Source organism: Kitasatospora sp. NPDC051853 (assembly GCF_044452665.1).
Taxonomy (GTDB): Bacteria; Actinomycetota; Actinomycetes; order Streptomycetales; family Streptomycetaceae; genus Kitasatospora.
On the sequence record NZ_JBITBY010000008.1, the window covers coordinates 254,409 to 275,630 of the forward strand.

General features: G+C 73.6%; 16 protein-coding genes and 1 tRNA gene. 5 read left to right on the forward strand and 12 right to left on the reverse strand.

Annotated features, from left to right (window positions below; translation table 11 throughout):
- Nucleotides 1-164 precede the first annotated feature (164 nt).
- Nucleotides 165-905, reverse strand: coding sequence for a GPP34 family phosphoprotein (locus ACIA8O_RS23845; RefSeq protein ID WP_396295958.1), 741 nt, complete (start codon nucleotides 903-905; stop codon nucleotides 165-167).
- Nucleotides 906-1,182: 277 nt separating this feature from the next.
- Here ACIA8O_RS23845 and ACIA8O_RS23850 point away from each other — a divergent pair, with 277 nt between their 5' ends.
- Nucleotides 1,183-3,108 (forward strand): D-alanyl-D-alanine carboxypeptidase, encoded by a 1,926-nt coding sequence (locus ACIA8O_RS23850; RefSeq protein WP_396295959.1) that lies wholly within the window; start codon nucleotides 1,183-1,185, stop codon nucleotides 3,106-3,108.
- A gap of 23 nt (nucleotides 3,109-3,131) precedes the next feature.
- On the opposite strand, the gene ACIA8O_RS23855 is transcribed toward ACIA8O_RS23850, so the two are convergent.
- The 4 genes from ACIA8O_RS23855 to ACIA8O_RS23870 form a co-directional block, all read right to left on the reverse strand.
- Nucleotides 3,132-4,064, reverse strand: coding sequence for a YhjD/YihY/BrkB family envelope integrity protein (locus ACIA8O_RS23855; RefSeq protein ID WP_396295960.1), 933 nt, complete (start codon nucleotides 4,062-4,064; stop codon nucleotides 3,132-3,134).
- Nucleotides 4,065-4,200: 136 nt separating this feature from the next.
- A complete protein-coding gene (locus tag ACIA8O_RS23860) occupies nucleotides 4,201-5,694 on the reverse strand; it encodes a carboxyl transferase domain-containing protein (protein WP_396295961.1) in 1,494 nt (497 codons plus the stop codon).
- A 142-nt stretch (nucleotides 5,695-5,836) separates the two neighbouring features.
- Entirely contained in the window at nucleotides 5,837-6,436 is a 600-nt protein-coding gene (locus tag ACIA8O_RS23865; protein WP_396295962.1) for a phosphatase PAP2 family protein, read from the reverse strand.
- Between the two features lie 90 nt (nucleotides 6,437-6,526).
- Nucleotides 6,527-7,840: a diacylglycerol/lipid kinase family protein gene (locus tag ACIA8O_RS23870; protein WP_396295963.1), complete on the reverse strand. Its 1,314-nt coding sequence runs from the start codon at nucleotides 7,838-7,840 to the stop codon at nucleotides 6,527-6,529.
- Between the two features lie 182 nt (nucleotides 7,841-8,022).
- On the opposite strand from ACIA8O_RS23870, the gene ACIA8O_RS23875 reads away from it, so the two are divergent.
- A tRNA-Arg gene (locus tag ACIA8O_RS23875) sits at nucleotides 8,023-8,095 on the forward strand.
- An 80-nt stretch (nucleotides 8,096-8,175) separates the two neighbouring features.
- On the opposite strand, the gene murJ is transcribed toward ACIA8O_RS23875, so the two are convergent.
- On the reverse strand, nucleotides 8,176-10,632 hold the full coding sequence (gene murJ, locus ACIA8O_RS23880) for a murein biosynthesis integral membrane protein MurJ (protein ID WP_396295964.1): 2,457 nt from the start codon (nucleotides 10,630-10,632) through the stop codon (nucleotides 8,176-8,178).
- A 294-nt stretch (nucleotides 10,633-10,926) separates the two neighbouring features.
- On the reverse strand, nucleotides 10,927-11,892 hold the full coding sequence (locus ACIA8O_RS23885; protein ID WP_396295965.1) for a phosphatase PAP2 family protein: 966 nt from the start codon (nucleotides 11,890-11,892) through the stop codon (nucleotides 10,927-10,929).
- Between the two features lie 360 nt (nucleotides 11,893-12,252).
- Between ACIA8O_RS23885 and ACIA8O_RS23890 the strand changes: the two genes are divergently transcribed.
- The gene (locus ACIA8O_RS23890; protein ID WP_396295966.1) at nucleotides 12,253-13,224 is read left to right on the forward strand and encodes a sigma-70 family RNA polymerase sigma factor; all 972 of its coding nucleotides are present in this window, start codon (nucleotides 12,253-12,255) and stop codon (nucleotides 13,222-13,224) included.
- A 154-nt stretch (nucleotides 13,225-13,378) separates the two neighbouring features.
- Complete coding sequence (locus ACIA8O_RS23895) at nucleotides 13,379-13,579, forward strand: hypothetical protein (RefSeq protein WP_396295967.1); 201 nt, start codon at nucleotides 13,379-13,381, stop codon at nucleotides 13,577-13,579.
- 42 nt (nucleotides 13,580-13,621) lie between these two features.
- Here ACIA8O_RS23895 and mscL read toward each other — a convergent pair whose 3' ends face one another.
- The 5 genes from mscL to ACIA8O_RS23920 form a co-directional block, all read right to left on the reverse strand.
- Nucleotides 13,622-14,038, reverse strand: a complete 417-nt coding sequence (gene mscL / locus ACIA8O_RS23900; RefSeq protein WP_396295968.1) for a large conductance mechanosensitive channel protein MscL — start codon at nucleotides 14,036-14,038, stop codon at nucleotides 13,622-13,624.
- Between the two features lie 94 nt (nucleotides 14,039-14,132).
- The gene (locus ACIA8O_RS23905) at nucleotides 14,133-14,453 is read right to left on the reverse strand and encodes a hypothetical protein (protein WP_396295969.1); all 321 of its coding nucleotides are present in this window, start codon (nucleotides 14,451-14,453) and stop codon (nucleotides 14,133-14,135) included.
- Between the two features lie 210 nt (nucleotides 14,454-14,663).
- Nucleotides 14,664-14,972 (reverse strand): FmdB family zinc ribbon protein, encoded by a 309-nt coding sequence (locus ACIA8O_RS23910; protein WP_396295970.1) that lies wholly within the window; start codon nucleotides 14,970-14,972, stop codon nucleotides 14,664-14,666.
- Between the two features lie 81 nt (nucleotides 14,973-15,053).
- On the reverse strand, nucleotides 15,054-16,388 hold the full coding sequence (locus ACIA8O_RS23915; RefSeq protein WP_396295971.1) for an MFS transporter: 1,335 nt from the start codon (nucleotides 16,386-16,388) through the stop codon (nucleotides 15,054-15,056).
- Between the two features lie 299 nt (nucleotides 16,389-16,687).
- Nucleotides 16,688-18,187, reverse strand: coding sequence for a potassium/proton antiporter (locus tag ACIA8O_RS23920; RefSeq protein ID WP_396295972.1), 1,500 nt, complete (start codon nucleotides 18,185-18,187; stop codon nucleotides 16,688-16,690).
- A gap of 273 nt (nucleotides 18,188-18,460) precedes the next feature.
- Between ACIA8O_RS23920 and ACIA8O_RS23925 the strand changes: the two genes are divergently transcribed.
- Entirely contained in the window at nucleotides 18,461-21,190 is a 2,730-nt protein-coding gene (locus ACIA8O_RS23925) for a penicillin acylase family protein (RefSeq protein ID WP_396295973.1), read from the forward strand.
- The last annotated feature ends 32 nt before the right edge of the window (nucleotides 21,191-21,222 follow it).

A 21,222-nucleotide genomic window follows, 5' to 3' on the forward strand; every position in this document is an offset into this window, starting at 1 on the left:
GCTGCCCGCCGCGCGCGGGCCCGGGCCGGGTGGGGTGGGGGGGGCCCGCGCCCCCGCCGCGCGCGGGGGGGGGGGGGGGGGGGCTGGGGGGCCGGCGGCCCCCCCCCCCCCGCCCCGAGAGCTCGTGCGAGGTGGCGCCGCACCCGGCCGGCCGCGCGCTGCGATCAGCGCGCCACCGCCCGGCCCGCCAGGCCCCGGCCGGTACCGCCCGAGGTCGGACGGCTCGGCGCCGGGTGACCGGTGACCGCGGGGCGCGACGGTGCCGCACCCCGGGCCTGCCCGGGCAGGCCGTTCTGAACGTCCATCACCGCGTGGGCGACCATGCCGCCCAGCGGGTCGTACCGGATCAGGTCGCGCAGCCGTGACCGCGACGACCGGCCCTCGTTGCCCGGGTAGAGGTGCTTGCCCAGGCCGACGGCGTGCGCCAGCGCGGCCAGCGCGGCCGTCCTGGGGTCCGGTGGGACCCCGGTCCGGATCGCGGTGTCCAGCCGCTGCTTGATGGCGGCGTTGGTGCAGTCGTCCGACGCCTGGTACCGCGTCGTCGGCAGCACGCCGCACACCTGGCCCGGCACGGCGGTCACCATGCCGCACCGCTCCAGGTGCGCCAGGTAGGTCTGCCTGAGCCCCAGCCGGGGCCCGCCGATCCAGTGTGCTGCCCGCACCGCACTGCCACGACGGCGTAGCAGTTCCAGTGCGTGGTCCAAGGTCGGATCACCGGTCGGCCGTGCCATCACCACGGCGATCCGGTCCCCGTCAGGGACGATCCGTCCGGCCAGGGACAGCTCGACGAGCTGTGCCCCGGCGAGTCCGAGGTCGAGGGTCTGCGGCTGCGCCGTGGTACCCGTGGTCGGGTCCAGGGCGAGCAACAGGAGTTCCTCGGGAATAGTTCTGCGGCTCTTGCCCATCCAAGCCTCCCCGCGTGGATGAATGACAGAGTGACGCCTCTCACAGCGGCTTGTCGAGTACGCCTCCGAATTGTGACCTGGCGGTGGGGGCGGGAACCGGGCCCACCGGGCCCGGCGTCTGAGGCTGGGAAAGCCCCCGGACGGACCGGCCCGAGCGAATAACGGCCGGTCGGGCGGGGTGTGACGGTCGTTACGGTCCCGGTAGCGGAGACTGGAGAGCTAACCGGCGGGCGGAAATCTGCTCCGGCCGGTCCGGCGGACGAGGAGGATGGGTTACGTGGGCGAGTCCCCCGACAAGGTGCGGCGCGACGGGGAAACGGTGGAGGAGGCGGCCGCCGCAGCGGCAGCCGCGGCGCCGAACGGTTCCACCGTCCAGTTGAGGGTCCGTGATGTGGACAACCGGACCACCATGCTGAGACTGCCGGTGGACAACGCGACCACGCACCTGCGGCTGCCGGACGAGGACGTCGAGCCCGCGGAGCCCGCCGAGTCCGTCGCGGAGGAGGGGGCCGAGGCCGCCGCCGCGCCCGCGGAGGTCGAGCCGGAGGCGGTCGAGCCGGTGGAGGACGAGCCCGCTCCGGCGGCCGTTCCGGTGGTCGCTCCGGTGGCTGTTCCGGTGGCCGCTCCGGCGGTCGCGGAGGAGCCCGCGAAGGCCGACGGGGCGGAGCGGGACGGGGAGGCTCCCGAGGGCGCTGACCTGCTGGAATCCGCCGCCGAGGAGCCGGTGGAGCCCGCTGCCCCGGTGCCCCCCGCGGCGCCGGAGCAGGCGCTGACGCAGGCGCCGAAGCCGACGCCTGCACAGGCGCCGGCGCAGACCGAGAAGGCCGAGAAGTTCGAGAAGCCCGCCCCGGTCAAGCCGCCGGTCCAGGTCTGGACCGTCCCCGAGCCGAGCGCGCCGCCGGTCGTCGAGCCGGAGCCGCTGCCGCTGCCGGAGACCACCTCCGAGGCGATGGAGGTGCTGGCCACCCTCTCCGCCCGTCCGGTCTCCCCGTTCCGAAGGGCGGTCAAGCGGATCACCATCTGGACGGTCTTCCTGGCCGTGGTGATCGGCGCGGTCGTGGTGGCCCAGCTGCTGCGTCCGCTGCCGGACCCGAAGACCAAGCTCACGCTGGCCGGTTCCTACACCTTCTCCGGCGACCAGCTGACGGTGCCGTGGCCGGCCAAGGGCCAGGCCGCCGCCGAGGTGGTCGGGGTCGGCAGCCTGGGCAGCTCCGGCCCGGAGACCCCGGCGCCGATCGCCAGCGTCACCAAGGTGATGAACGCCCACCTGATCCTCAAGGCCCACCCGTTGAAGAAGGGCGAGCCGGGCCCGGTCATCACGGTCGACAAGCAGGCCGCCGCCGAGTCCGCCAACACCGACGAGTCCCGGGCCCAGCTGACCGAGGGTCAGAAGATGACCGAGTACGAGGCGCTCGAACTGCTGATGCTGCCCTCGGCCAACAACGTGGCCCGCCTGCTGGCCCGCTGGGACTCCGGCTCCGAGGCCGCGTTCGTGGAGAAGATGAACGCCGAGGCCAAGGCGCTCGGCATGACCAACACCACCTACGCCGACCCGGCCGGCTACGACAACAACACCAAGAGCACCGCGAAGGACCAGCTCAAGCTGGCCCGCGAGGTGATGGGCGACGACGTGTTCCGCCAGGTGGTCGCCACCCCGGACATGACCTTCAACAACCAGCGGATCTACAACACCAACGGGCTGCTCTCCGCCCGCAACGGCGTGATCGGCGTCAAGACCGGCTCCAGCACCCCGGCCGGCTCCTGCCTGATGTGGGCCGCCACCAAGGAGATCGGCGGCACCAAGCGGCTGATCCTCGGCGTCACCCTGGGCCAGCCCGCGACCGCCACCGACAACCTGCTGAAGGCCGCCCAGACGGCCAGTCAGAAGATCATCACCAGCGCGCAGAACGGCCTCACCGGCCAGACCCTGGCCAAGCAGGGCGAGGTGGTCGGCCGCGTGGACGACGGCCTCGGCGGTACCGTCCCGGTGGTCGCGGCCAAGGACCTGACGGTGGCCGGCTGGTCCGGCGTGAAGGCCGAGCTGACCATGAGGACCGAGGGCCTCGGCCACACCGCCAAGGCCGGCACCCAGGTCGGCACCATCGCGGCCGGCGAGGGCGAGGACCGGGTCGAGGTGCCCGTCACGCTCCAGTCGGACCTGGCCCCGCCGTCCATCCTCTCCCGGCTGCTGCGCGTGCTCTGACGCCCCGTCGCCACCCCCTCAGCTCAACCTCGACGAGCCCGGCCGCCCCAGCGGCCGGGCTCGTCCGGCGTTCCGAGCCACCGCGTCACCGCCGGCTCGTCGGCGACCACCCGGCCGAGCGAGATCGCCAGGGTGACGGCGGTGAACAGCACGATCAACCAGCTCAGGGAGGTGAACACCACCCCGTACGGGCCGAACCGGTCCACGCTCTGGGTCACCGCCCGGGGCAGGTACACCTTGGCGGCCAGGCCCAGGCCGAGGACCGCCACCCCGCAGAGCAGCGCCCCGGGCAGCAACGGGTACCAGCGCACCCGGCTGCCCAGCAGCAGGTGCTGGGTCCACCACCAGAGCGCGGTGGCCAGCACCAGGTAGAGCGGCAGCCCCAGCCAGGCCCCCGCCCCGAAACCGTCCCGGACCGGCGACTGGAAGACCAGGAAGGCCAGCCAGACCACCAGCCAGGCCAGCCACCGCCAGGCGGCCAGCCGCACCCCCGACTTGGGCAGCTCCCAGCAGCGTTCGCAGACCCGCTGCATGGCCCGGCTCAACGCGGTGGCCGAGAGCAGCGTGACCAGCGCGCCGATCACCCCGAAGCTCTGGGTCACGTCGTCGTTGCCGGCCGACAGCAGCTGCCGCACCTGCTGCTGGGCCTCGCCCTCCAGCCCGAGCTGGTCCCGCAGCGAGCCGACCACGCCCTCGCGGACCGAGGCGGGGGCGAAGACCGCCACCACGAAGAGCGCGGGCAGCGCGCTGAGGAAGGCCTGGGCGGCCAGCCGGGTGGCGTTGTCCAGCAGGTTGACCCGGATCAGCTGGCCGACCGCCCGGCCGACGATCGGCACCCGGTCCGGCAGCCCCTTGGCGGTGACGGCCAGCGAGGCCAGCCGGGCCTTGACCCGGGCCGACCGCCCGGGCCGCTGCGGGGAGGGTTCCTGGCCCAGGCTGGGCAGCGACCCGGTCAACCCGTACCTCCGTCTGGCTCGGCCGTCCCCCACCGGCCATCCTCACCCGTGACGGGCCGGGCCGCACCCGGGGCCTGACGCACCGTCACCCGTGGGGGCGTCCGCGGGGGCGTCCGAACGGCCCGGGCGGTCCGGGTCAGCCGCTGCCGCCGCCGAGTCGTCTGTGCCGGGCGGCGCGGGCAGCCAGCCGCTCCGCCTCCGGACGGGCCGTCAGCCCGGCCAGCTCCGTACCGATCGCGTGGGCGACCCGGCCGGCGAAGCCGGGGCCGTCGGTGCGGTCGGTGTCGTCCTCCGGCAGCACCCGGTCCACCAGGCCCGCCGCGACCAGGTCGGCCGCCCCGATGCCCTGGGCGCGGGCCAGCTCCGGCGCGTGCTCGCCGTCCCGGTGCACGATCGCCGAGGCGCCCTCCGGCGGCAGCGGGGCCAGCCAGCCGTTGCCCGCCGCCAGCACCGTGTCGGCCGGGAGCAGGGCCAGTGCCCCGCCGCCCGAACCCTGGCCGAGCAGCACCGCCAGCACCGGCGTGCGCAGCGCGACCAGCGTCTCCAGGGTCCGGGCGATCTCCAGGGCCAGGCCGTCCAGCTCGGCCTGCACGGAGAGTTCGGCGCCGGAGGTGTCCACCAGGGTCACCAGCGGCAGTCCCAGTTGCTCGGCCAGCCGTGCCGTCCGCCGCACGCTGCGCAGGTCGGCGGCGGTGAACGGCCGCTCCGCCCCCGCCCGTTGCCCCACCACCACGGCCGGCTGCCCGCCGAACCGGGCCAGCGCCCGCACCAGTGCCTGGTCCGGCGCCGCCAGTTCCAGCAGGCCGGGGCCGGCGGCGGCCAGCACGGCGTCGGCGCCCGGGCGGCCCGGGGCACGGCTGCGCAGCACGGCCTCCCAGGCGTCGGCCGGCCCCTGCGGCCGCTCCGCACCGGGCGGGTCGAGCGGGGTGGCCGACCCGAGCGGGTCGGGCGGGTCGGCCAGCACCGCGAGGGCCCGGGCCACCGTCCGCGCCAGCCGCTCCGGCGGGACGACCGCGTCCACCAGCCCGCGCGCCACCAGGGTCTCGGCCCGCTGCACCCCCTCCGGCAGCTCCACCCCGCGCAGCTCCCGGTACACCCGGGGCCCGAGGAAGCCCAGCCGCGCCTCCGGTTCGGCCAGCACCAGGTGGCCCAGGGTGCCCCAGGAGGCGAACACCCCGCCCATGGTGGGGCTGCGCAGGTACGTCAGGTAGGGCAGCCCGGCGGCCCGGTGGGCCTGCACGGCGGCGGTGATCCGCACCATGCAGAGGAACGCGGCGGTGCCCTCCTGCATCCTGGTCCCGCCCGAGACCGGCAGCGCCAGCAGCGGCAGCCGCTCGGCCGTGGCCCGCTCCACCGCCCGGGTGATCCGCTCGGCGGTGGCCACCCCGATCGACCCGCCCAGGAAGCCGAACTCCGACACCACCAAGACCACCTGACGCCCCGCCAGCCGGGCCCGGCCGGTCGTCACCGCCTCGTCCAGCCCGGTCCGCTCCCGGGCACGTCCGAGCGCCGCGCGGTACTCCGGATCGGCCTCCGGCAGCCGCACCGGCTCGTCCCAGCACTCGAAGCTCCCGGCATCCGCCAGCAGCCCGATCATCCGCTCCGCCGTCAACTCGTCCTCCCGGTCCACCCGCTGCCTCCTACGGCACCATTCCCGGTGGGGGCGGCGGCATCCTGTGGCCGTGCTCACGTGCCTCCGGCGGGGGCCGGTCCGGCGGCACGGGCGGACGGGGGCGGACGGGGCGCCCCGTCCGCCCCCACCACCCCCGACGTCAGTCGGCCTGCGGGGCCACGCCGAAGGTGCCCACGCCCACCAGGCGGACCGTCGTGGCCGCCGCCACGCCCAGCAGCGAACCGGCCACCACGTCACCCGGGTAGTGGACCCCCGTGTGCACCCGCGAGTACGCCACGGTGGCCGCCAGCAGGGCGAGCGGGACCGCCGCCGACGGGAGCTCCGCACCGACCGCCACCGCGAAGGCGAAGGCCGAGGCGGAGTGCCCGGACGGGAAGGAGGCCGAGCTCGGCATCGGGACGTGCCGGGCCTCCGGCACCAGCGCCCCGGCCCGGTCCGGGCGTTCGCGCCGCACCAGGTTCTTGCCCAGCAGGTTCGCGGTGGCCGAGGCCAGCCCGATCGCCGCCACCCCGAGCACCGCCGCGCGCCGCGCCGAACCACCGCGCAGCGCCAGCAGCCCGGCCACCGCGAACGACAGCTTCGAATGGTCGGCCGCCGCCGACAGCCGCCGCATCACCCCGTCCAGCGCGGGCGTCGGCGTCGCCGCCACCGCGCCGTACACCGAGCGGTCCAGCGCCGCCAGGTCCAGCACCACCGGTGCCGACAGCGGCCACCACCTACCGGTCGTCGGGCTCCGCATCGACCGTCACCTCCCTCGTCTCCGTGCCATCCTCACGCACCATCAGCTCCGGCCCGCACACCGGCACCCGTTCGGGCCCGCGCCGGGGCATCAGCCGGCCTCGCCCGAGGCCAGCTGCCAGACCCGCCGCCAGTCCCGCAGCGGCGCCACCACCTCCGCGCCCGGCCGGTCCCGCGGCACCCGCACCCGCAGCGCCCCCGGACGGACCTCGCACCGCACCGGCGTCGGCAGCGTCAGCGCCTCGCCGTCCACCGCGACCGGGATGCTGTCCGTCCCGGCCTCCGCCCGGACCGTCACCTCACGGGACGTCAGCACCGTGAGCCCCTGCGCCTGTTCCCCGCGCAGCGCCAGCTCGACGGCCTGCGCCGCACCCTCCACCTTCAGGCAGAGCACCCCCAGCCGGCCGGTGTCCAGCCGGGGGCGGCTGCCCGCGCCGAGCAGGTCGCCGGTCTCGTACGGGTTGTTGCTCACCAGCAGGGCCTGCGGGTCCGTCAGCCGGGTGCCGTCGGCCTCGGCGGTGAGCCGGGCACCGATCCGGTTGGCCAGCAGGTCGGGCAGTGCGCCGAGCGCGGTCACCGTCTTGTTGTCCCGGTAGTCCGGGCTCTGCACGATCTCGGCGTAGGCCCCGAAGGAGACCGTGTTCACGAACGGGCGGCCGGCGACCGTCCCCAGATCGACCGTCAGCTCCACACCGTCGGTCAGCGCCTCCAAGCACGTGGAGGGGTCGTTGCGGTCCAGACCCAGGTCCATCGCGAAGTGGTTGCGGGTGCCGGCCGAGATCACCAGGAACGGCAGGCCGTGCTCGGCCGCCACCTCCGCCACCAGCGCCTGCGTCCCGTCCCCGCCCGCGACCCCGAGCAGGTCCGCCCCCTCGGCCACCGCCCGCTGGGCCAGCGCGGACACGTCCTGCCCGTCCAGCAGCACCACCCTGGCCCCGAGCGCCTCCGCCCTCCGCACCAGGTCGAACTTCTCGACCTTCCCGCCACCGGACTTCGGGTTCATGATCAGCACCGGCTTCAGCGCCCGCGGCGCCGACGGCACCTGCACGGCCCGCCGCGCCCGCTTGTCCAGCCGCAGCGCCTCGGTGGCGGCCGCCATCCCGCCCGCCCACAGCGACACCGTCAGCACCGCCTCCAGCCCCAGCCCGCTCTGCACCAGGAAGCCCAGCACCCACACCGGCGCCGCCACCGCCAGCACCGCCCCGAACACCCGCGTCGTCCCCCGGTACGCCACCGCCCACCAGGCCCCGGCCGCCGCCACCCCCAACCCGATCGCCCCGGCCAGCACCACCCCCAGCCCGCGCCAGCCCACCATCACCACCAGCACCACCACAGCAGCCCCGGCACACCCCACCGCCACCTGAGCCAACCGCTGCACCCGCACCGCACCCTCCACGCCCGTCACCCTCGCCCCCTACACACCGTCAGTCCCCGCATCCTGCCCCACCGGAGCCCCTTGCGGCGCTCGGTCCACGCCGCAGCACCCCCACGGCCCAGCCCGCCCAGCCCCGCCCACCGGCACGATCCGCTAGTCTGTCAGCGGTCGGCCCGGTGCCGATCACGCCACGTCCCCCGGGACCGGCCCCCGCCTCATTAGCTCAGGGGATAGAGCACGGCTCTCCTAAAGCCGGTGTCGCAGGTTCGAATCCTGCATGGGGCACAGAACGAGAAGTGACGAAGGCCGGCACCGTCAGGTGCCGGCCTTCTGTCGTGTGCGGGGACCGCCGGGTACGGCCGGGGTCAGCGGCGGTGCTTGCCGTTGCCCGGGGCGGCGGGGGCCGGGGCCGGGGTGGGGTAGGGGATGCGGAGCTTGCGGGCCAGGGGGCCGACCGCGGTGGCGGCGCCGAGGGGGCGGGCGAGCAGGAGCACCGAGGCGAGGATGAGGAGGGAGCCGGTGCCGAGGGAGAGCAGGGCGGCGATGACCTCGTTGGGGATCAGGTCGGAGACCAGGCCGGTCAGCCAGTAGGCGGCGAGGGCGCCGGGGGCGCAGGCGAGGGCCAGGGCGAGGTGGAGGACGACCACCCGGGCGCCGTCCAGGCCGCTGCGGACCGGGGCACGGCGGCCGGCCGCGGCGCCGGTGTTGAGGCCGGTGTTGAGGATCAGGGTGGCGTCCGGCGGGAGGTCGGCCGGGGTGGGGGCGGCGGGTGCGGCGGCGCCCTCGCGGCGCAGGCGGCGGCCGAGTGCGCGGCCGGTGATGGCCACGCCGAGCAGGACGGCCAGGGTGTGGGCGCCGGCCATGCCGACGATGATCCAGCGGCTGGGCAGGAGCAGGAAGGCGACGCCGGAGAGGGCGACGTTGCTGCCGGAGATCACCGTGGTGAGCCAGAACGGGGTGCGGGCGTCGCTCATCGCGTAGAAGCCGCGGGCCAGCGCGTACTGGGCGCAGAAGGCCGGGAGGCCGATCGCGAAGGCCATCAGGACCTGGGCGATCACCTCGACGTCGGCGGCCGCGACGTTGCCGTGGCCGTAGGCGAGGCGGGCGATCGGGGTGGCCAGGGCGAGGAAGACCGCCGAGGCGGGCACGATCATCCCGGCGGAGCTGCGCAGGGTCTGGGCCAGCTCGCGGCCGACCTCGGTGAAGCGGCCCGCGGTCACCGAGCGGGACATGCCCGGCAGGATCGCGGTGACCAGGGAGACCGTGATGATGCCCTGCGGGACGATGAAGAGCAGGTAGGCGTTGTTGTAGGCGGTGTAGCCGAGGCCGATGCCGGTCAGGCCGTCCTCGGCCGCCTTGGCGAGGGCGCCGGTGGCCAGGTTGGTGATGCCCAGGAAGCAGAGCTGGGTGACCACGACCAGCATCAGGGCCCAGCCGGCCGCCCGCAGCGGGGCGGTGAGCCCGGAGCCGCGCCAGTCGAAGCGCGGGCGGTAGCGGAAGCCGGAAGCCCGGAGCGAGGGCAGCAGGGCCAGCGCCTGGACCAGGATGCCGAAGGCGCTGCCCAGGCCGAGCAGCATGGCCGCCCCGCCGGAGACGTCGTCGGCGGTCTTGGCGAAGTCGAACAGCACCATGTAGAGGCTGAAGACGGCGATCACGATGACGTTGTTGAGCACCGGGGCCCACATCATCGCGCCGAACCTGTCGCGGGAGTTGAGCACCTGGCCGAGCAGGCCGAAGAGGCCGTAGAACAGCACCGCCGGGAGGCAGTACCGGGCCAGGGCCAGGGTGAGCTCGCGCTGGGCGGTGTCGTTCGGACCGTAGTTGGTGTAGGCATCCACGATCATCGGCGCGCAGACGAAGGCCACGGCGGTGATGCCGATCAGCACCACGCCACAGACCGTCAGCAGCCGGTTGGTGTACGCCACGCCGCGGTCGGCGTGCTGCTGGGCGGCCCGGACCAGCTCGGGCACGAAGACCGAGTTGAGCACGCCGCCGATCAGCATGATGAAGATGGTGTTCGGCAGCATGGTGGCCACCGCGTAGCCGTCACCGACGCCGGCCACGCCGATCGCCGCGGCGATCACGGCCGCGCGGACGAAGCCGAGTGCGCGGGAGCTGAGCGAGCCGAGCGCCATGATCATGCCGTTGCGGGCGGTCCGGCCGGCCTTGGCGGACTCCGACTCGGGCTCGGGCTCGGACACCGGGGGCTGCGGCTGGGGCGACCGGGGCTGCTGCGGCGCCGCGGCCCCGGCGGCCGGGACGACGGTGAGCTGCATGGTGGCGTCCGGCAGGCCTCCTCCGGCGAGCGGGACCACCGGGGCCACGGCCGGGACGGCCGGCGGCACCGGCGGGGCGCTCGGCATCGGGGGCGTCCGGTGCGACGGCTGCGGGCCCGGGTACGGCGGCCGCGGCGAGGGCACCTGGGGGTCGAGCTGCATCGTCGGGTGGCCGGGGGCCGGCTGGCTCAGCTGCATGGTCGGGTGGCTGGGGGCCGGCTGGCCGAGCTGCATGGTCGGGTGGGCGGCGTGCTGGTCGGCGTGGTGGTCGACCGGCTGGCCCGGGAGGTCCGAGTGGCCCGGCTGCGCGGGGGCGCCGTAGGCGTCGGGGGCGGGGTAGGGCGAAGGGAAGGAGGCCGGGGCGAACGGCGCGGCGGGAGCGGCGGCGGGTTCGTCGCGGAAGAAGCCTTCGGGGAACCGGTTGTCGGGCGCGGGGGCGCCGGGGACGCGGCCGTCGGTGACGGGGGCGTCCGGGACGTGGTGGGCCGGTGTCGCGGGCCGTTCTCCGTACGGGTTGGCCGGTTCGTCCGTCCTGTGCATGGTCATTCCGACCCCCGTCACTCGGTGCCTGGGCAGCGGAAGTGCGGCGACTGCCCGGCCCGGCCGGGGGTAGGCACACCCGGCCGGAGAAGTCTGCCGCACCCTGGCACCGGCTGGGGAGCCCCGTGCCGTGTGCTGGAAATCTCTCCAGTCGGAGCGGTCGGCATGCTGACGAGGCGCGGGCCGCCGCGAAAGTGCCGGTTCAGGGTGATTTTTCCGCTGCCGATAGGGAGTGAATTGGTTGATCCTGCCCTGACCGATCCCTCCCCATGCCGTTCGAGGGTGTTCGTGTGATCCTTCTCACGGTCCGTCAGGGGCGGTGCTGCGGCCGGGATCCGGGCCGAGGTCGGGCTCGTCGTCGAGGTTGGGGTCGGGTTCGGGGGTGTGGGCCGACTCCAGGCTCGCGAGCACCCGCTGCACCCGTGGTCTGGTCCGCAGCCCGACCCGGCGGACGTCGCGGGAGAGGGCGCCGGGGCGCCAGAGCTCGACGGCCAGGGTGACGGCGCCGACCACCAGGACACCGGCCAGCCAGCCGCCGAGCACGTCGCTGGGCCAGTGCAGGCCGAGCGCGATCCTGGTCCAGCCGATGGCCAGGACGGCCGTGGCCGCGATGGTGCAGGCGGCGATCCGGCCGGTGCGGTTGGCCCGGGGCCAGACCAGGATCACCAGGGCGCCGCAGGTGACGGTGGAGGCCAGGGCGTGCCCGGAGGGGAAGGCGAAGCCGTCGGCGGTGGCCACCGGATCGTGGAAGAGCGGGCGCTCACGGCCCGTCAGCTGTTTGCCGGCCGCGCTCGCCAGCCAGCCGGCCAGTGCCTGGGCGGCTGCCCAGCCGCCGAGGGTGCGGGCCCCGATCGCCCAGAGCCAGACCGCGGCGAGGGCGAGCAGCACCCGCATGGTGACGGTGCTGCCGATGTCGGCCAGGGTCTGCATGGACGCCGTCCACACGGTGTGGTCGAGGGCGTACTCGTGCAGTGAAGCGATCCAGCCCTCGTCCAGGCGTCGCAGCGGGCCCCAGCCGCTGAGCACCAGCAGGGTCAGCAGGGCGAGCAGGGCGGCGGAGCCCAGGCTCGCGGCGGTACAGGTGAGCAGTTGCCGGCGGCGGCGGAGCCCGGCCCTGCCGTCGGGAGCCCTGTCGTCAGGGGCGCTGCCGTCGGGAGCGCTGCCGCCGGAGGTCCGGCTGCCGGGGGCCGTGCCGTCGGCCGGCCGGCCGGGTGGGCCGCCGGGGGGAGCGGCCTCGGCGCGGGCGCCGGAAATGGACGGGTACATGACTGACACCTTCCCAGTGGCCGAGGTGGTTCGGAGGCAGTACGGATCGCGATTCGGCATCTTTTGTGGGGAGAAGCTGCGGATGGCCGGTGTCCGCCCGTTGTGCGGAGGAGGGGTGGATCGGGAGGCCCGGAATCTCGCTCCGGGTGGCCGGTGCGTCGCGCGCTGTCGACCGTCGCGCGGAAAAAGTCGCAGGATACTGCATGCCGGGAAGAAACTGGGTGAGTTGGGAATGTTGTCCCATTTCTGTGCGTTGGATCGTTACGTGTGAGCCTCCTGGGGCCCGCACACCTTTGCCCCGGCTCACCCCCGGCGGGGCGGGATCCAAGGCAGATCGGCACCAGCAGCAAGGGAGCAAGCATGGCCACTCGTGCCGTCGTTCGCGACAAGGCCGACCGGACTCGCACGGCCCGGCCGAACAACCTTGAGGCCGACCGAGACCTCGTGGGCATGTATCTCGACGAGATCGCCCGTACGCCCCTGCTCGACGCCGCCGAGGAGGTGGAGCTGTCGCTGCGAATAGAGGCCGGCGTCTACGCCCAGCACCTGCTGGAGGAGGAGACGCTGCCGAAGGGCGCCAAGCGTGAGGAGCTGGAGGCGATAGCCGAGGACGCCGAGCGCGCCAAGGACGTCTTCATCAGGTCGAACCTCCGACTGGTGGTGGCGGTGGCCCGGCGGTACCCGCGCAGCGGTCTCCCGCTGCTCGACCTGATCCAGGAGGGGAACGCGGGCTTGGTGCGGGCGGTCGAGAAGTTCGACTACTCGAAGGGCTTCAAGTTCTCCACCTACGCGACGTGGTGGATCCGGCAGGCGATCACCCGGTCGATCGCCGACCAGTCCCGCACCATCCGGCTGCCCGTGCACCTCGTCGAGGAGCTCGGCCGCATCCGCCGGGTGCAGCGGGAGAAGGCGAAGGAGCTGGGCCGCGAGGCCGATCCGGCCGAGGTGGCGGCCGAGCTGGACACCACCGAGCAGCGCGTCAAGGACGTGCTGGACTGGGCGCGTGATCCGGTCAGTCTGAACATGTCGGTCGACGACGAGGGCGAGACCCAGTTCGGAGACCTGGTGGAGGACACCGGCGCGGTCTCGCCGGAGGACGCCGTGATGGTGATGCTCCGCCGCGAGGAGCTGGACGGCCTGATCGGCCGGCTGGACGACCGCACCGCCTCGATCATCCGGTCCCGCTACGGGATGGAGGACGGCCGGGAGCGGACGCTGACCGAGGTCGGCAAGCAGCACGGTCTGACCAGGGAGCGGATCCGGCAGATCGAGAAGCACGCACTGGCCGAGCTGAAGAAGATCGCGGACCACGCGGGCTTCGAGGCGGCCTGACCGCTGGTCCGGCCCGCCCACCTGGCGGCCGGACGGATCCTGACGACCAGACGGACCCTGGCGGGGCTTCGGCCCCGGCGGGGTCCGTCGCCGTTCGCGGCCGGGGGGACGCGGCCTAGGCTGGGAGCGGAGACGGACGAAGGAGTGGACAGCGGTGGCGGAGCAGCAGCAGAAGAAGCAGCAGGAGCGGGAGCCCGGGGAGAAGCCGAAGCCCAAGCTGGTCTTCGACGACCCATTCGACCGGCAGACCAGCGACGACACCGACCAGGGCTGGGGCGGCTCCGAGGGTGGCGGCGGTGGCGGCCGGGGGCTGGACTGGTACCTGAGTCAGCGGCCGCCGCACCACGGGGGGTGACGGCGCGGCAGCCGCGGGGGAGTGGTGCCGGGGGCGGGGCGGTCAGCGCTGGCGGACCAGTGCGTCCCGGATCTCGGTGAGCAGGGCGACCTCCTTGGCCTCCGCTTCGGCGGCCTCCTCGGCGGGGCTCTTGTAGCGGGCCATCACGCGCTTCATCGGGACGATGAGCACGAAGTAGACCACCGCGGCGGTGATCAGGAAGGTGATCACCGCGCTGATCACCGATCCCCAGAGGATGAGGATGCCGGACGTGACCTTTCCGTCGGCGTCCACCGCGCAGGGGCCCTTCAGGCAGGACGAGTAGGCCGACAGGTCCTTGGCGCCGAACGCCCCGACGAGCGGATTGATGACGCCGTCGACGAAGGCGTTGATGACTTTGGTGAAGGCCGCGCCGATCACGACGGCTACGGCGAGGTCGATGACATTGCCGCGAAGCAGGAATTCCTTGAAGCCCTTCATGCCGCGCTGAACGACAGTCAGCACGGATGGTCACGGGTGAATTCCACGGCCCCGGATTGACGGATCGTCACTGGTCAGGGGTGGTGCGGCCCGGTCAGAAGGGTGGGGCCGAGCCGGTGCAGCGGGGGAGGGCGACCGCCTCGGCGGCCGGGACCGGCCCGGCCGGAGGGCGGAGCGGGCCGGCCGCCAGTGCGGTGGCGGCGGCCAGCAGGCCGGTGGCGAGCAGGCCAGGCCGGTGCCGGACGGCCTGCTGGAGGCGGTGCCGCCCGCCGGAGCCCCGGCGGATGGGCGGGAACGGCGGCACCACCCGGCGCGGCGGCACGGCGGGGACGGCGGCCGGGGCAGCCGCGCGGGCCGTGGTGAGGGCGGCCGTGGCGAGGGCGGTGGTGGTGCGGGTGAGCGGGGTGGTGGTCATCGGGCGCCGCCTCTGGTCCGGGCTCCGGCGGGGTGCGGGAGCGTCGCGGGATCAGAGTGCGCCCGAGAACGGAGCGGTGGCCGGGCCCGTCCACCGCCTGTGGAAAACCCGGCCCTGTGGACAACCGGCCTCACCCGTACGGAGGACGTCCGCCCGGAGAACGCCGACGGCCCGGCACCTCGCGGTGCCGGGCCGTGCGGAAGGAGCGATTCAGCTCGCCGAGGCGGAGCCGGAGCCCGAACCGGAGCCGCCGGAGCTGCCCGAGGACGCCGGGGCGGCCGTCGGGGTCGACGCCGTCGAGGAGGACGGCGTGGACGAGGAGCTCAGCGAGCTGCTCGACGAGGAGCGGCTGTCGGTGCGGTAGAAGCCGGAGCCCTTGAACACGACGCCCACCGCGGAGAACACCTTGCGGAGCTTGCCCTGGCAGTCCGGGCACGTGGTCAGCGCCTCGTCGGTGAACTTCTGGACCGCCTCCAGGCCGTGGCCGCACTGGGTGCACTGGTACTGGTACGTGGGCACGTGTTCTTCCTCCTGGCCTTCCCCCTGGCACTCTCACCTGATGAGTGCTAACGATGGTCAATGATGCGGCATTCCGCAGGATCAGTCCAGCGCCGCCGGTGTGAGAACCGCCGCCTGGCCACCCGCGCGCCGCTCGCCGCGGTCCTCGGAGCGGGTCTCGGAGCGGCCCTCGGAGCGGGCCACCGTACGGCTCGCCGGGCCCGGCGCGACCAGCAGGTGGCGCAGGGCGAGCAGGGCCACCAGGCCCAGGCCGACCCCGGCCAGCGGGACGGTGAAGCCGGCCGAGGCGCCGCGCCAGTCGATCAGCTGGCCGGCCACCGTGGAGCCCATCGCCAGGCCGAGGCCGATGGCGCCGGTGAGCCAGGTGAAGGCCTCGGTCTTGGCGTTGGCCGCGACCAGGGTCTCGATCAGGGTGTAGCCGGTGATCAGGGTGGGCGCGATGGCCAGGCCGCAGAAGAGTGCGGCGACGGTCAGGGTGGCCAGGTTGGGCATGGCCCAGAGGGTGGAGCAGCCGACCAGCAGCAGGGCGTAGCAGGCGAGCATCCGCTGCCGGGCCGAGCGCCGCCAGTTGACCAGCCCGTAGACCACGCCGGCCACCATGGAGCCGCCGGCGAAGATCCCGTAGACGATGCCGTTCATGTCCGCCTGGCCGACGTCCTTGGCGAAGGCGGTGATGGAGACCTGGAGGGCGCCGAAGACGGTGCCGACGCCCAGGAAGGAGGCCGCCAGCAGCCGGACGCCCGGGGAGGCGAGGGCGGAGACGTGCTCGGCGCCCTCGGTGCGCGGGTGGCGGGCCGGGGCGGTGGAGCGCTGGGCGGCGAAGGCCAGGCCGCCGGCCACGGTGAGCGCGGCCTCGGCGATCAGGGTGGCGGTGGGGGAGACCCCGGCGGCGATGGCGGTGGCCAGCACCGGGCCGATCACGAAGGTGAACTCGTCGGTGACGGACTCGAAGGCGAACGCGGTGTTCAGGGTGGCGGGGGAGTCGGAGAGCCTGGCCACCCAGCGGGAGCGGACCATCGCGCCGATCTGCGGCACGCTGGCGCCGGCGGGGGCGGCGGCGAGGAAGAGCGCCCAGGCGGGGGCGTGGCCGAGGGCCAGGCCGATCAGGGCGGCCACCGAGACCGCGTGCACCGCGATGCTGGGCAGCAGGACCGCGGCCTGCCCGTGGCGGTCGGCGAGCCGTCCGGTCTGCGGGCCGATCAGGGCCTGTGCGACGGCGGAGACGGCGGCGACGGTGCCGGCGGTGCCGTACGAGCCGTGGGTCTCCAGGACCAGCAGCACGATCCCCAGGCTGAGCATCGCGTACGGCAGGCGCGCGACGAAGGCGGGCGCCAGGAACGTCCAGGCGCCGGGGGTGCGGAGCAGGGCTCCGTATCCGACGCGGGTGGGGTCGTCGACCGTTCGGCGGGCCGTCACGGTCGGTCCTTCCTGCTGCCTGGTAGCGCAGTGGGGGTGTGGGTGGCCCCGACGGCGCCGAGAGCTGTCCTCTCGCGCGTCGACCGGGGTTGATACCGGGCCCGGACGGCCGAGGGTGGGGCGTCCGGACGCGGCCGCCGAGCGGTCGCGCCAACTCTGCTTCAGGCAGATGTAGCGGGTTTTTTCGGTTCGGTTCTCAGAAGATCTACGGACTCATTCTACGCGGGTAGCGTCGCTCCGCCACCCCTCCGCGCCGGTGAATTCACGGTGAACACCGACGCGGAGCGAGGAAAGCCAGGTCAGGCCCCGTTGCGCCCGCGCAGCCAGCCGGCCAGCTTGCCGCCCTTGTCCACCGCGCGCAGCCGCTTCTCGGCCGCCTCGCTGACCTCCTCGGTGGTGACCACCAGCAGCTCGTCCCCGGCCCGCAGCACGGTGGCGCGGTCGGGCACGAAGCTGGCGCCGTCCCGGACCACCAGGGTGACGGCCGCCCCGGGCGGCAGCCGGAGCTCGCCGACCTCGACGCCGGACATCCGGGAGTCGGCGGAGAGGGCGACCGAGAGCAGCTGCCCGTGCAGCCGCTCCAGCGGGGCGGACTCGATGCCGAGGTCCTGGCCCATCGAGCCGTCGCCGATCCGCAGCCACCTGGCGACCAGCGGCAGGGTCGGGCCCTGGAGCAGGGTGAAGACCACGACCAGGATGAAGACGATGTTGAAGACCTCGTTGGCCAGCGCCGAGTCCTGCTGGAGCACCAGCGGGATGGTGGCCAGCACGATGGGCACCGCGCCGCGCAGCCCGGCCCAGCTGAGCAGGGTCTGCTCCCGCCAGGGCAGCCTGAACGGGGTCATGGTGGCGAAGACCGAGGCGGGCCGGGCGACGAAGACCAGCACCGCGCCGATCACCAGCGCGGGCACGATGGCCGAGCCCATGTCGGCCGGGGTGCAGAGCAGGCCGAGCAGGACGAACATGCCGATCTGCCCGATCCAGGCCAGCCCGTCGGCGAAGCCGCGCACCGCCGGGCCGTGCGGGAGCTTGGAGTTCCCGAGCACCACCGAGGCGATGTAGACGGCCAGGAAGCCGGAGCCGTGCAGCATCGCGCCGCCCGCGTAGGCGCCGACCGCGAGCGACATCACGGCGATCGGGTAGAGGCCGGAGGAGGGCAGTGCCATGTGCCGCACCGCCCAGGCGCCGAGCTTGCCGACCGCCAGGCCGACCGCGGCGCCGATGGCCAGCTCGGCGATGATCGTGCCGAGCAGTACGTACCAGGAGTCCAGCGGCCCGGTGGTGGCGAAGGCGACCACCAGGATCACCACGGGGGCGTCGTTGAAGCCGGACTCGGCCTCCAGCAGGCCGTTCAGCCGGGCCGGCAGCGGGACGGTGCGCAGCACCGAGAAGACCGCCGCGGCGTCGGTGGAGGAGACGATCGCGCCGAGCAGCAGCGAGGTGCGCCAGTCGAAGCCGGCCAGCAGGTGCGCACCGAGGGCGGTGACCACCACGCTGACCGCGACCCCGAAGGTGGCCAGCACGGTGGCGGCGGGCATCACGGGTCTGATGGACCGCCAGCTGGTCTTCAGGCCGCCCTCGGTCAGGATCACCACCAGGGCCGCGTAGCCCAGCACCTGGGTCAGCTCGGCGTTGTCGAACTCGATGCCGAGCCCGTTCTGGCCGAGCGCGACGCCGATGCCGAGGTAGATCAGCAGGCTGGGGAGGCCGGTGCGGGTGGAGAAGCGCACCGCGACGACCGCGAAGAGAAGCACCACGGCGACTTCGAGCAGGAAGCGGTTCAGGTCGTCGACAGTCACGCAGTGGCACCTCGGCGCAGTCAGGGGCGGGCTGATGGAGCGTCTGAAGGCAGGCCCCGGCAGGGGACCTGACGGGTCGTCATCCGGGGATCGTTACCCAGTCTAACATTTTACCTGCTCTTTTACATATGGTCGGACGGGTTCCGCTTCCCGGAGGCCGGTAGGGTCCACCTGATCCGACCACGGGCGCCCCGAGTGCACTCCCGCAAGCGCGTGCGCCCTAATGTGGTGGTCTGTCACGGCCGCCCGTCTCCCAGCCAAGGACTCAACCAGATGCCCCGCTCGAAGAGGTTCCGGCGCGCTCGTCTGCTCGTGATCGTGCTGGTGGTGCTGTTGGTCGCCGGCGCGGTCGGCGGCGGCTGGTTCGCCGTGCACACGGTGCAGGCCTCCTTCCCGCAGTTGGACGGCAACGTCAAGGTGGCCGGGATGACCGCGCCGGTGGACGTGAAGCGCGACGCCAAGGGCGTGCCGCAGCTGTACGCGGACACCGCCGAGGACCTGTTCCGGGCCCAGGGCTACGTCCAGGCCCAGGACCGCTTCTGGGAGATGGACGTCCGACGGCACGTCACCGCCGGGCGGCTGTCCGAGATGTTCGGCGACGGCCAGGTCGAGACCGACTCCTTCCTGCGCACCATGGGCTGGCGCCGGGTGGCCCAGCAGGAGTTCGACACCCAGCTCTCGGCCGACACCAAGAAGTACCTCCAGGCGTACAGCGACGGCGTGAACGCCTGGCTGAAGGAGCACCCCGGCGGCAGCTCCGCCTCGCTGGAGTACGCCCTGCTCGGCACCGTGAACGGCGACTACGAGCCCGAGCCGTGGAACCCGGTCGACTCGGTGGCCTGGCTCAAGGCGATGGCCTGGAACCTCTCCGGCAACATGCAGGAGGAGATCGACCGCTCGCTGCTGGCCCAGGACTTCAGCGCCGAGAAGATCGAGCAGCTCTACCCGCCGTACCCGTACGACCGCAACGGCACCATCGTGAAGACCGGCAAGGTCGGCGCCGACGGCACCTACCGTCCGGCCGAGGGCCAGACCACCGCCGGGCAGCCGGCCGGCCAGTCCCGCGCCGTCACCGCCTCGCTGCTCGGCGACGTGGCCGGGAAGATGGCCGCCATGCCGCAGCTGCTGGGCCGCCAGGGCCAGGGCATCGGCTCCAACTCCTGGGTGGTGGACGGCAAGCACACCACCACCGGCAAGCCGCTGCTGGCCAACGACCCGCACCTCGGCCCGGCCAACCCGTCCATCTGGTACCAGATGGGCCTGCACTGCCGCACCACCGGACCGAACTGCGGCTTCGACACCGCGGGCTTCACCTTCGCCGGGATGCCCGGCGTGGTGATCGGCCACAACAAGGACGTGGCCTGGGGCTTCACCAACCTCGGCGCCGACGTGACCGACCTCTACCTGGAGAAGGTCACCGGCCCGGACACCTACCTGGTGGACGGTCAGGAGCGGAAGTTCGAGACCCGCAAGGAGACCATCAAGGTGGCCGGCGGCGAGGACCGCACCATCGTGGTGCGCACCACCGACCGCGGCCCGCTGATCTCCGACAAGTCCACCGAGCAGCAGAACGTCGGCAAGTACGCCCCCGCCGACTCCGCGCCCGACCGGGCCGGCGGCTACGGCGTCGCCCTGCAGTGGACCGCGCTGGTCCCCGGCCGCACCATGGACGCCGTCTTCAAGCTCAACCAGGCCGCCACCTGGGACCAGTTCCGGGCCGCCGCCGCCGACTTCGCCGTCCCCGCGCAGAACCTCCTCTACGCCGACACCAAGGGCAACATCGGCTACCAGGCCCCCGGCATGATCCCCCAGCGCACCAAGGGCGACGGCCGCTACCCGGCCCCGGGCTGGGACTCCTCCTACGGCTGGAAGGGCAGCAACGGGGCGTACGACTTCGTCCCCTTCAAGTCCCTGCCGTACGTGCTCAACCCCTCCGAGGGCTACATCGTCACCGCCAACCAGGCCGTGGTGGACCCGAGCTACAAGCCCGTCCTCACCACCGACTGGGAGTACGGCACCCGCGCCAAGGAGATCACCGACCAGATCACCGACCGCCTCAAGAACGGCGGCAAGATCTCGCCGGAGGACATGAAGGCGATCCAGCTCGACAACACCAGCGTGATGGCCAAGACCCTGGTGCCGCTGCTGCTCAAGGTCCGGATCGACGACCCCTACGTCCGCGAGGCCCAGGACCTGCTCAAGGACTGGAACTACAACCAGGACGCCGACTCGGCCGCCGCCGCCTACTACAACGGCGTCTGGCGCCAGCTGCTCACCCTGGCCTTCGGCCAGAAGTTCCCGGCCGGGCTGCGCGCCGAGGGCGACTGCCTGCTGGTCCGTCAGAAGTCCAGCGACACCCTGCCGCAGGACGACCTCAACAAGAACCCCGTGGTCACCGTCTGCGGCACCCGCGACCCGGGCCAGGCCCAGCCGGACGGCGGCGACCGCTGGACCGAGGTGGTCCGCCGGCTGATCACCCAGCCCGACAGCAGCTGGTGGGAGTACAAGGACTCCGACCGGCAGACCCAGAAGGGCCTGGGCAACCTGCTCGCCGAGGCGCTCAAGAACGCCCGCCAGGACCTCACCTCCCGGCTCGGCAAGGACGTCTCCACCTGGAGCTGGGGCCGCCTGCACACCCTGGAGCTCAAGGAGCAGACGCTCGGCTCGGACGACTCCTCGATCGCCTCGGGTCTGGTGCACCGCCTCCTGAACCGCGGCCCGTACCGGCTCTCCGGCGGTAGCGCGGCGGTCAACGCGGCGGGCTGGAACGCGGCGGCCGGCTACCAAGTGGACTGGATCCCGTCGATGCGGATGGTGGTCGACCTCAGCGACTTCAACGCCTCCCGCTGGATCAACGTCGGCGGCGCCTCCGGCCACGCGTACCACGACAACTACGACGACCAGACCGTCGACTGGCAGCGCGGCAACCTGCTGCCCTGGCCGTACTCCCCGGACCAGGTCGACCAGGCCACCAAGCACCGCCTGGTCCTGACGAACGGTTAGCACCCCCACGACGGCCTCCCGGCCGCGCCGCA

Excerpts from the sequence above, each read along its gene's own strand:
- ACIA8O_RS23845 (WP_396295958.1), bottom strand. The coding sequence starts at position 905 with ATGGGCAAGAGCCGCAGAACTATTCCCGAGGAACTCCTGTTGCTCGCC.
- ACIA8O_RS23865 (WP_396295962.1), bottom strand. The coding sequence starts at position 6,436 with ATGCGGAGCCCGACGACCGGTAGGTGGTGGCCGCTGTCGGCACCGGTG.
- murJ (WP_396295964.1), bottom strand. The coding sequence starts at position 10,632 with ATGACCATGCACAGGACGGACGAACCGGCCAACCCGTACGGAGAACGG.
- ACIA8O_RS23885 (WP_396295965.1), bottom strand. The coding sequence starts at position 11,892 with ATGTACCCGTCCATTTCCGGCGCCCGCGCCGAGGCCGCTCCCCCCGGC.
- ACIA8O_RS23890 (WP_396295966.1), top strand. The coding sequence starts at position 12,253 with ATGGCCACTCGTGCCGTCGTTCGCGACAAGGCCGACCGGACTCGCACG.
- mscL (WP_396295968.1), bottom strand. The coding sequence starts at position 14,038 with ATGAAGGGCTTCAAGGAATTCCTGCTTCGCGGCAATGTCATCGACCTC.
- ACIA8O_RS23905 (WP_396295969.1), bottom strand. The coding sequence starts at position 14,453 with ATGACCACCACCCCGCTCACCCGCACCACCACCGCCCTCGCCACGGCC.
- ACIA8O_RS23925 (WP_396295973.1), top strand. The coding sequence starts at position 18,461 with ATGCCCCGCTCGAAGAGGTTCCGGCGCGCTCGTCTGCTCGTGATCGTG.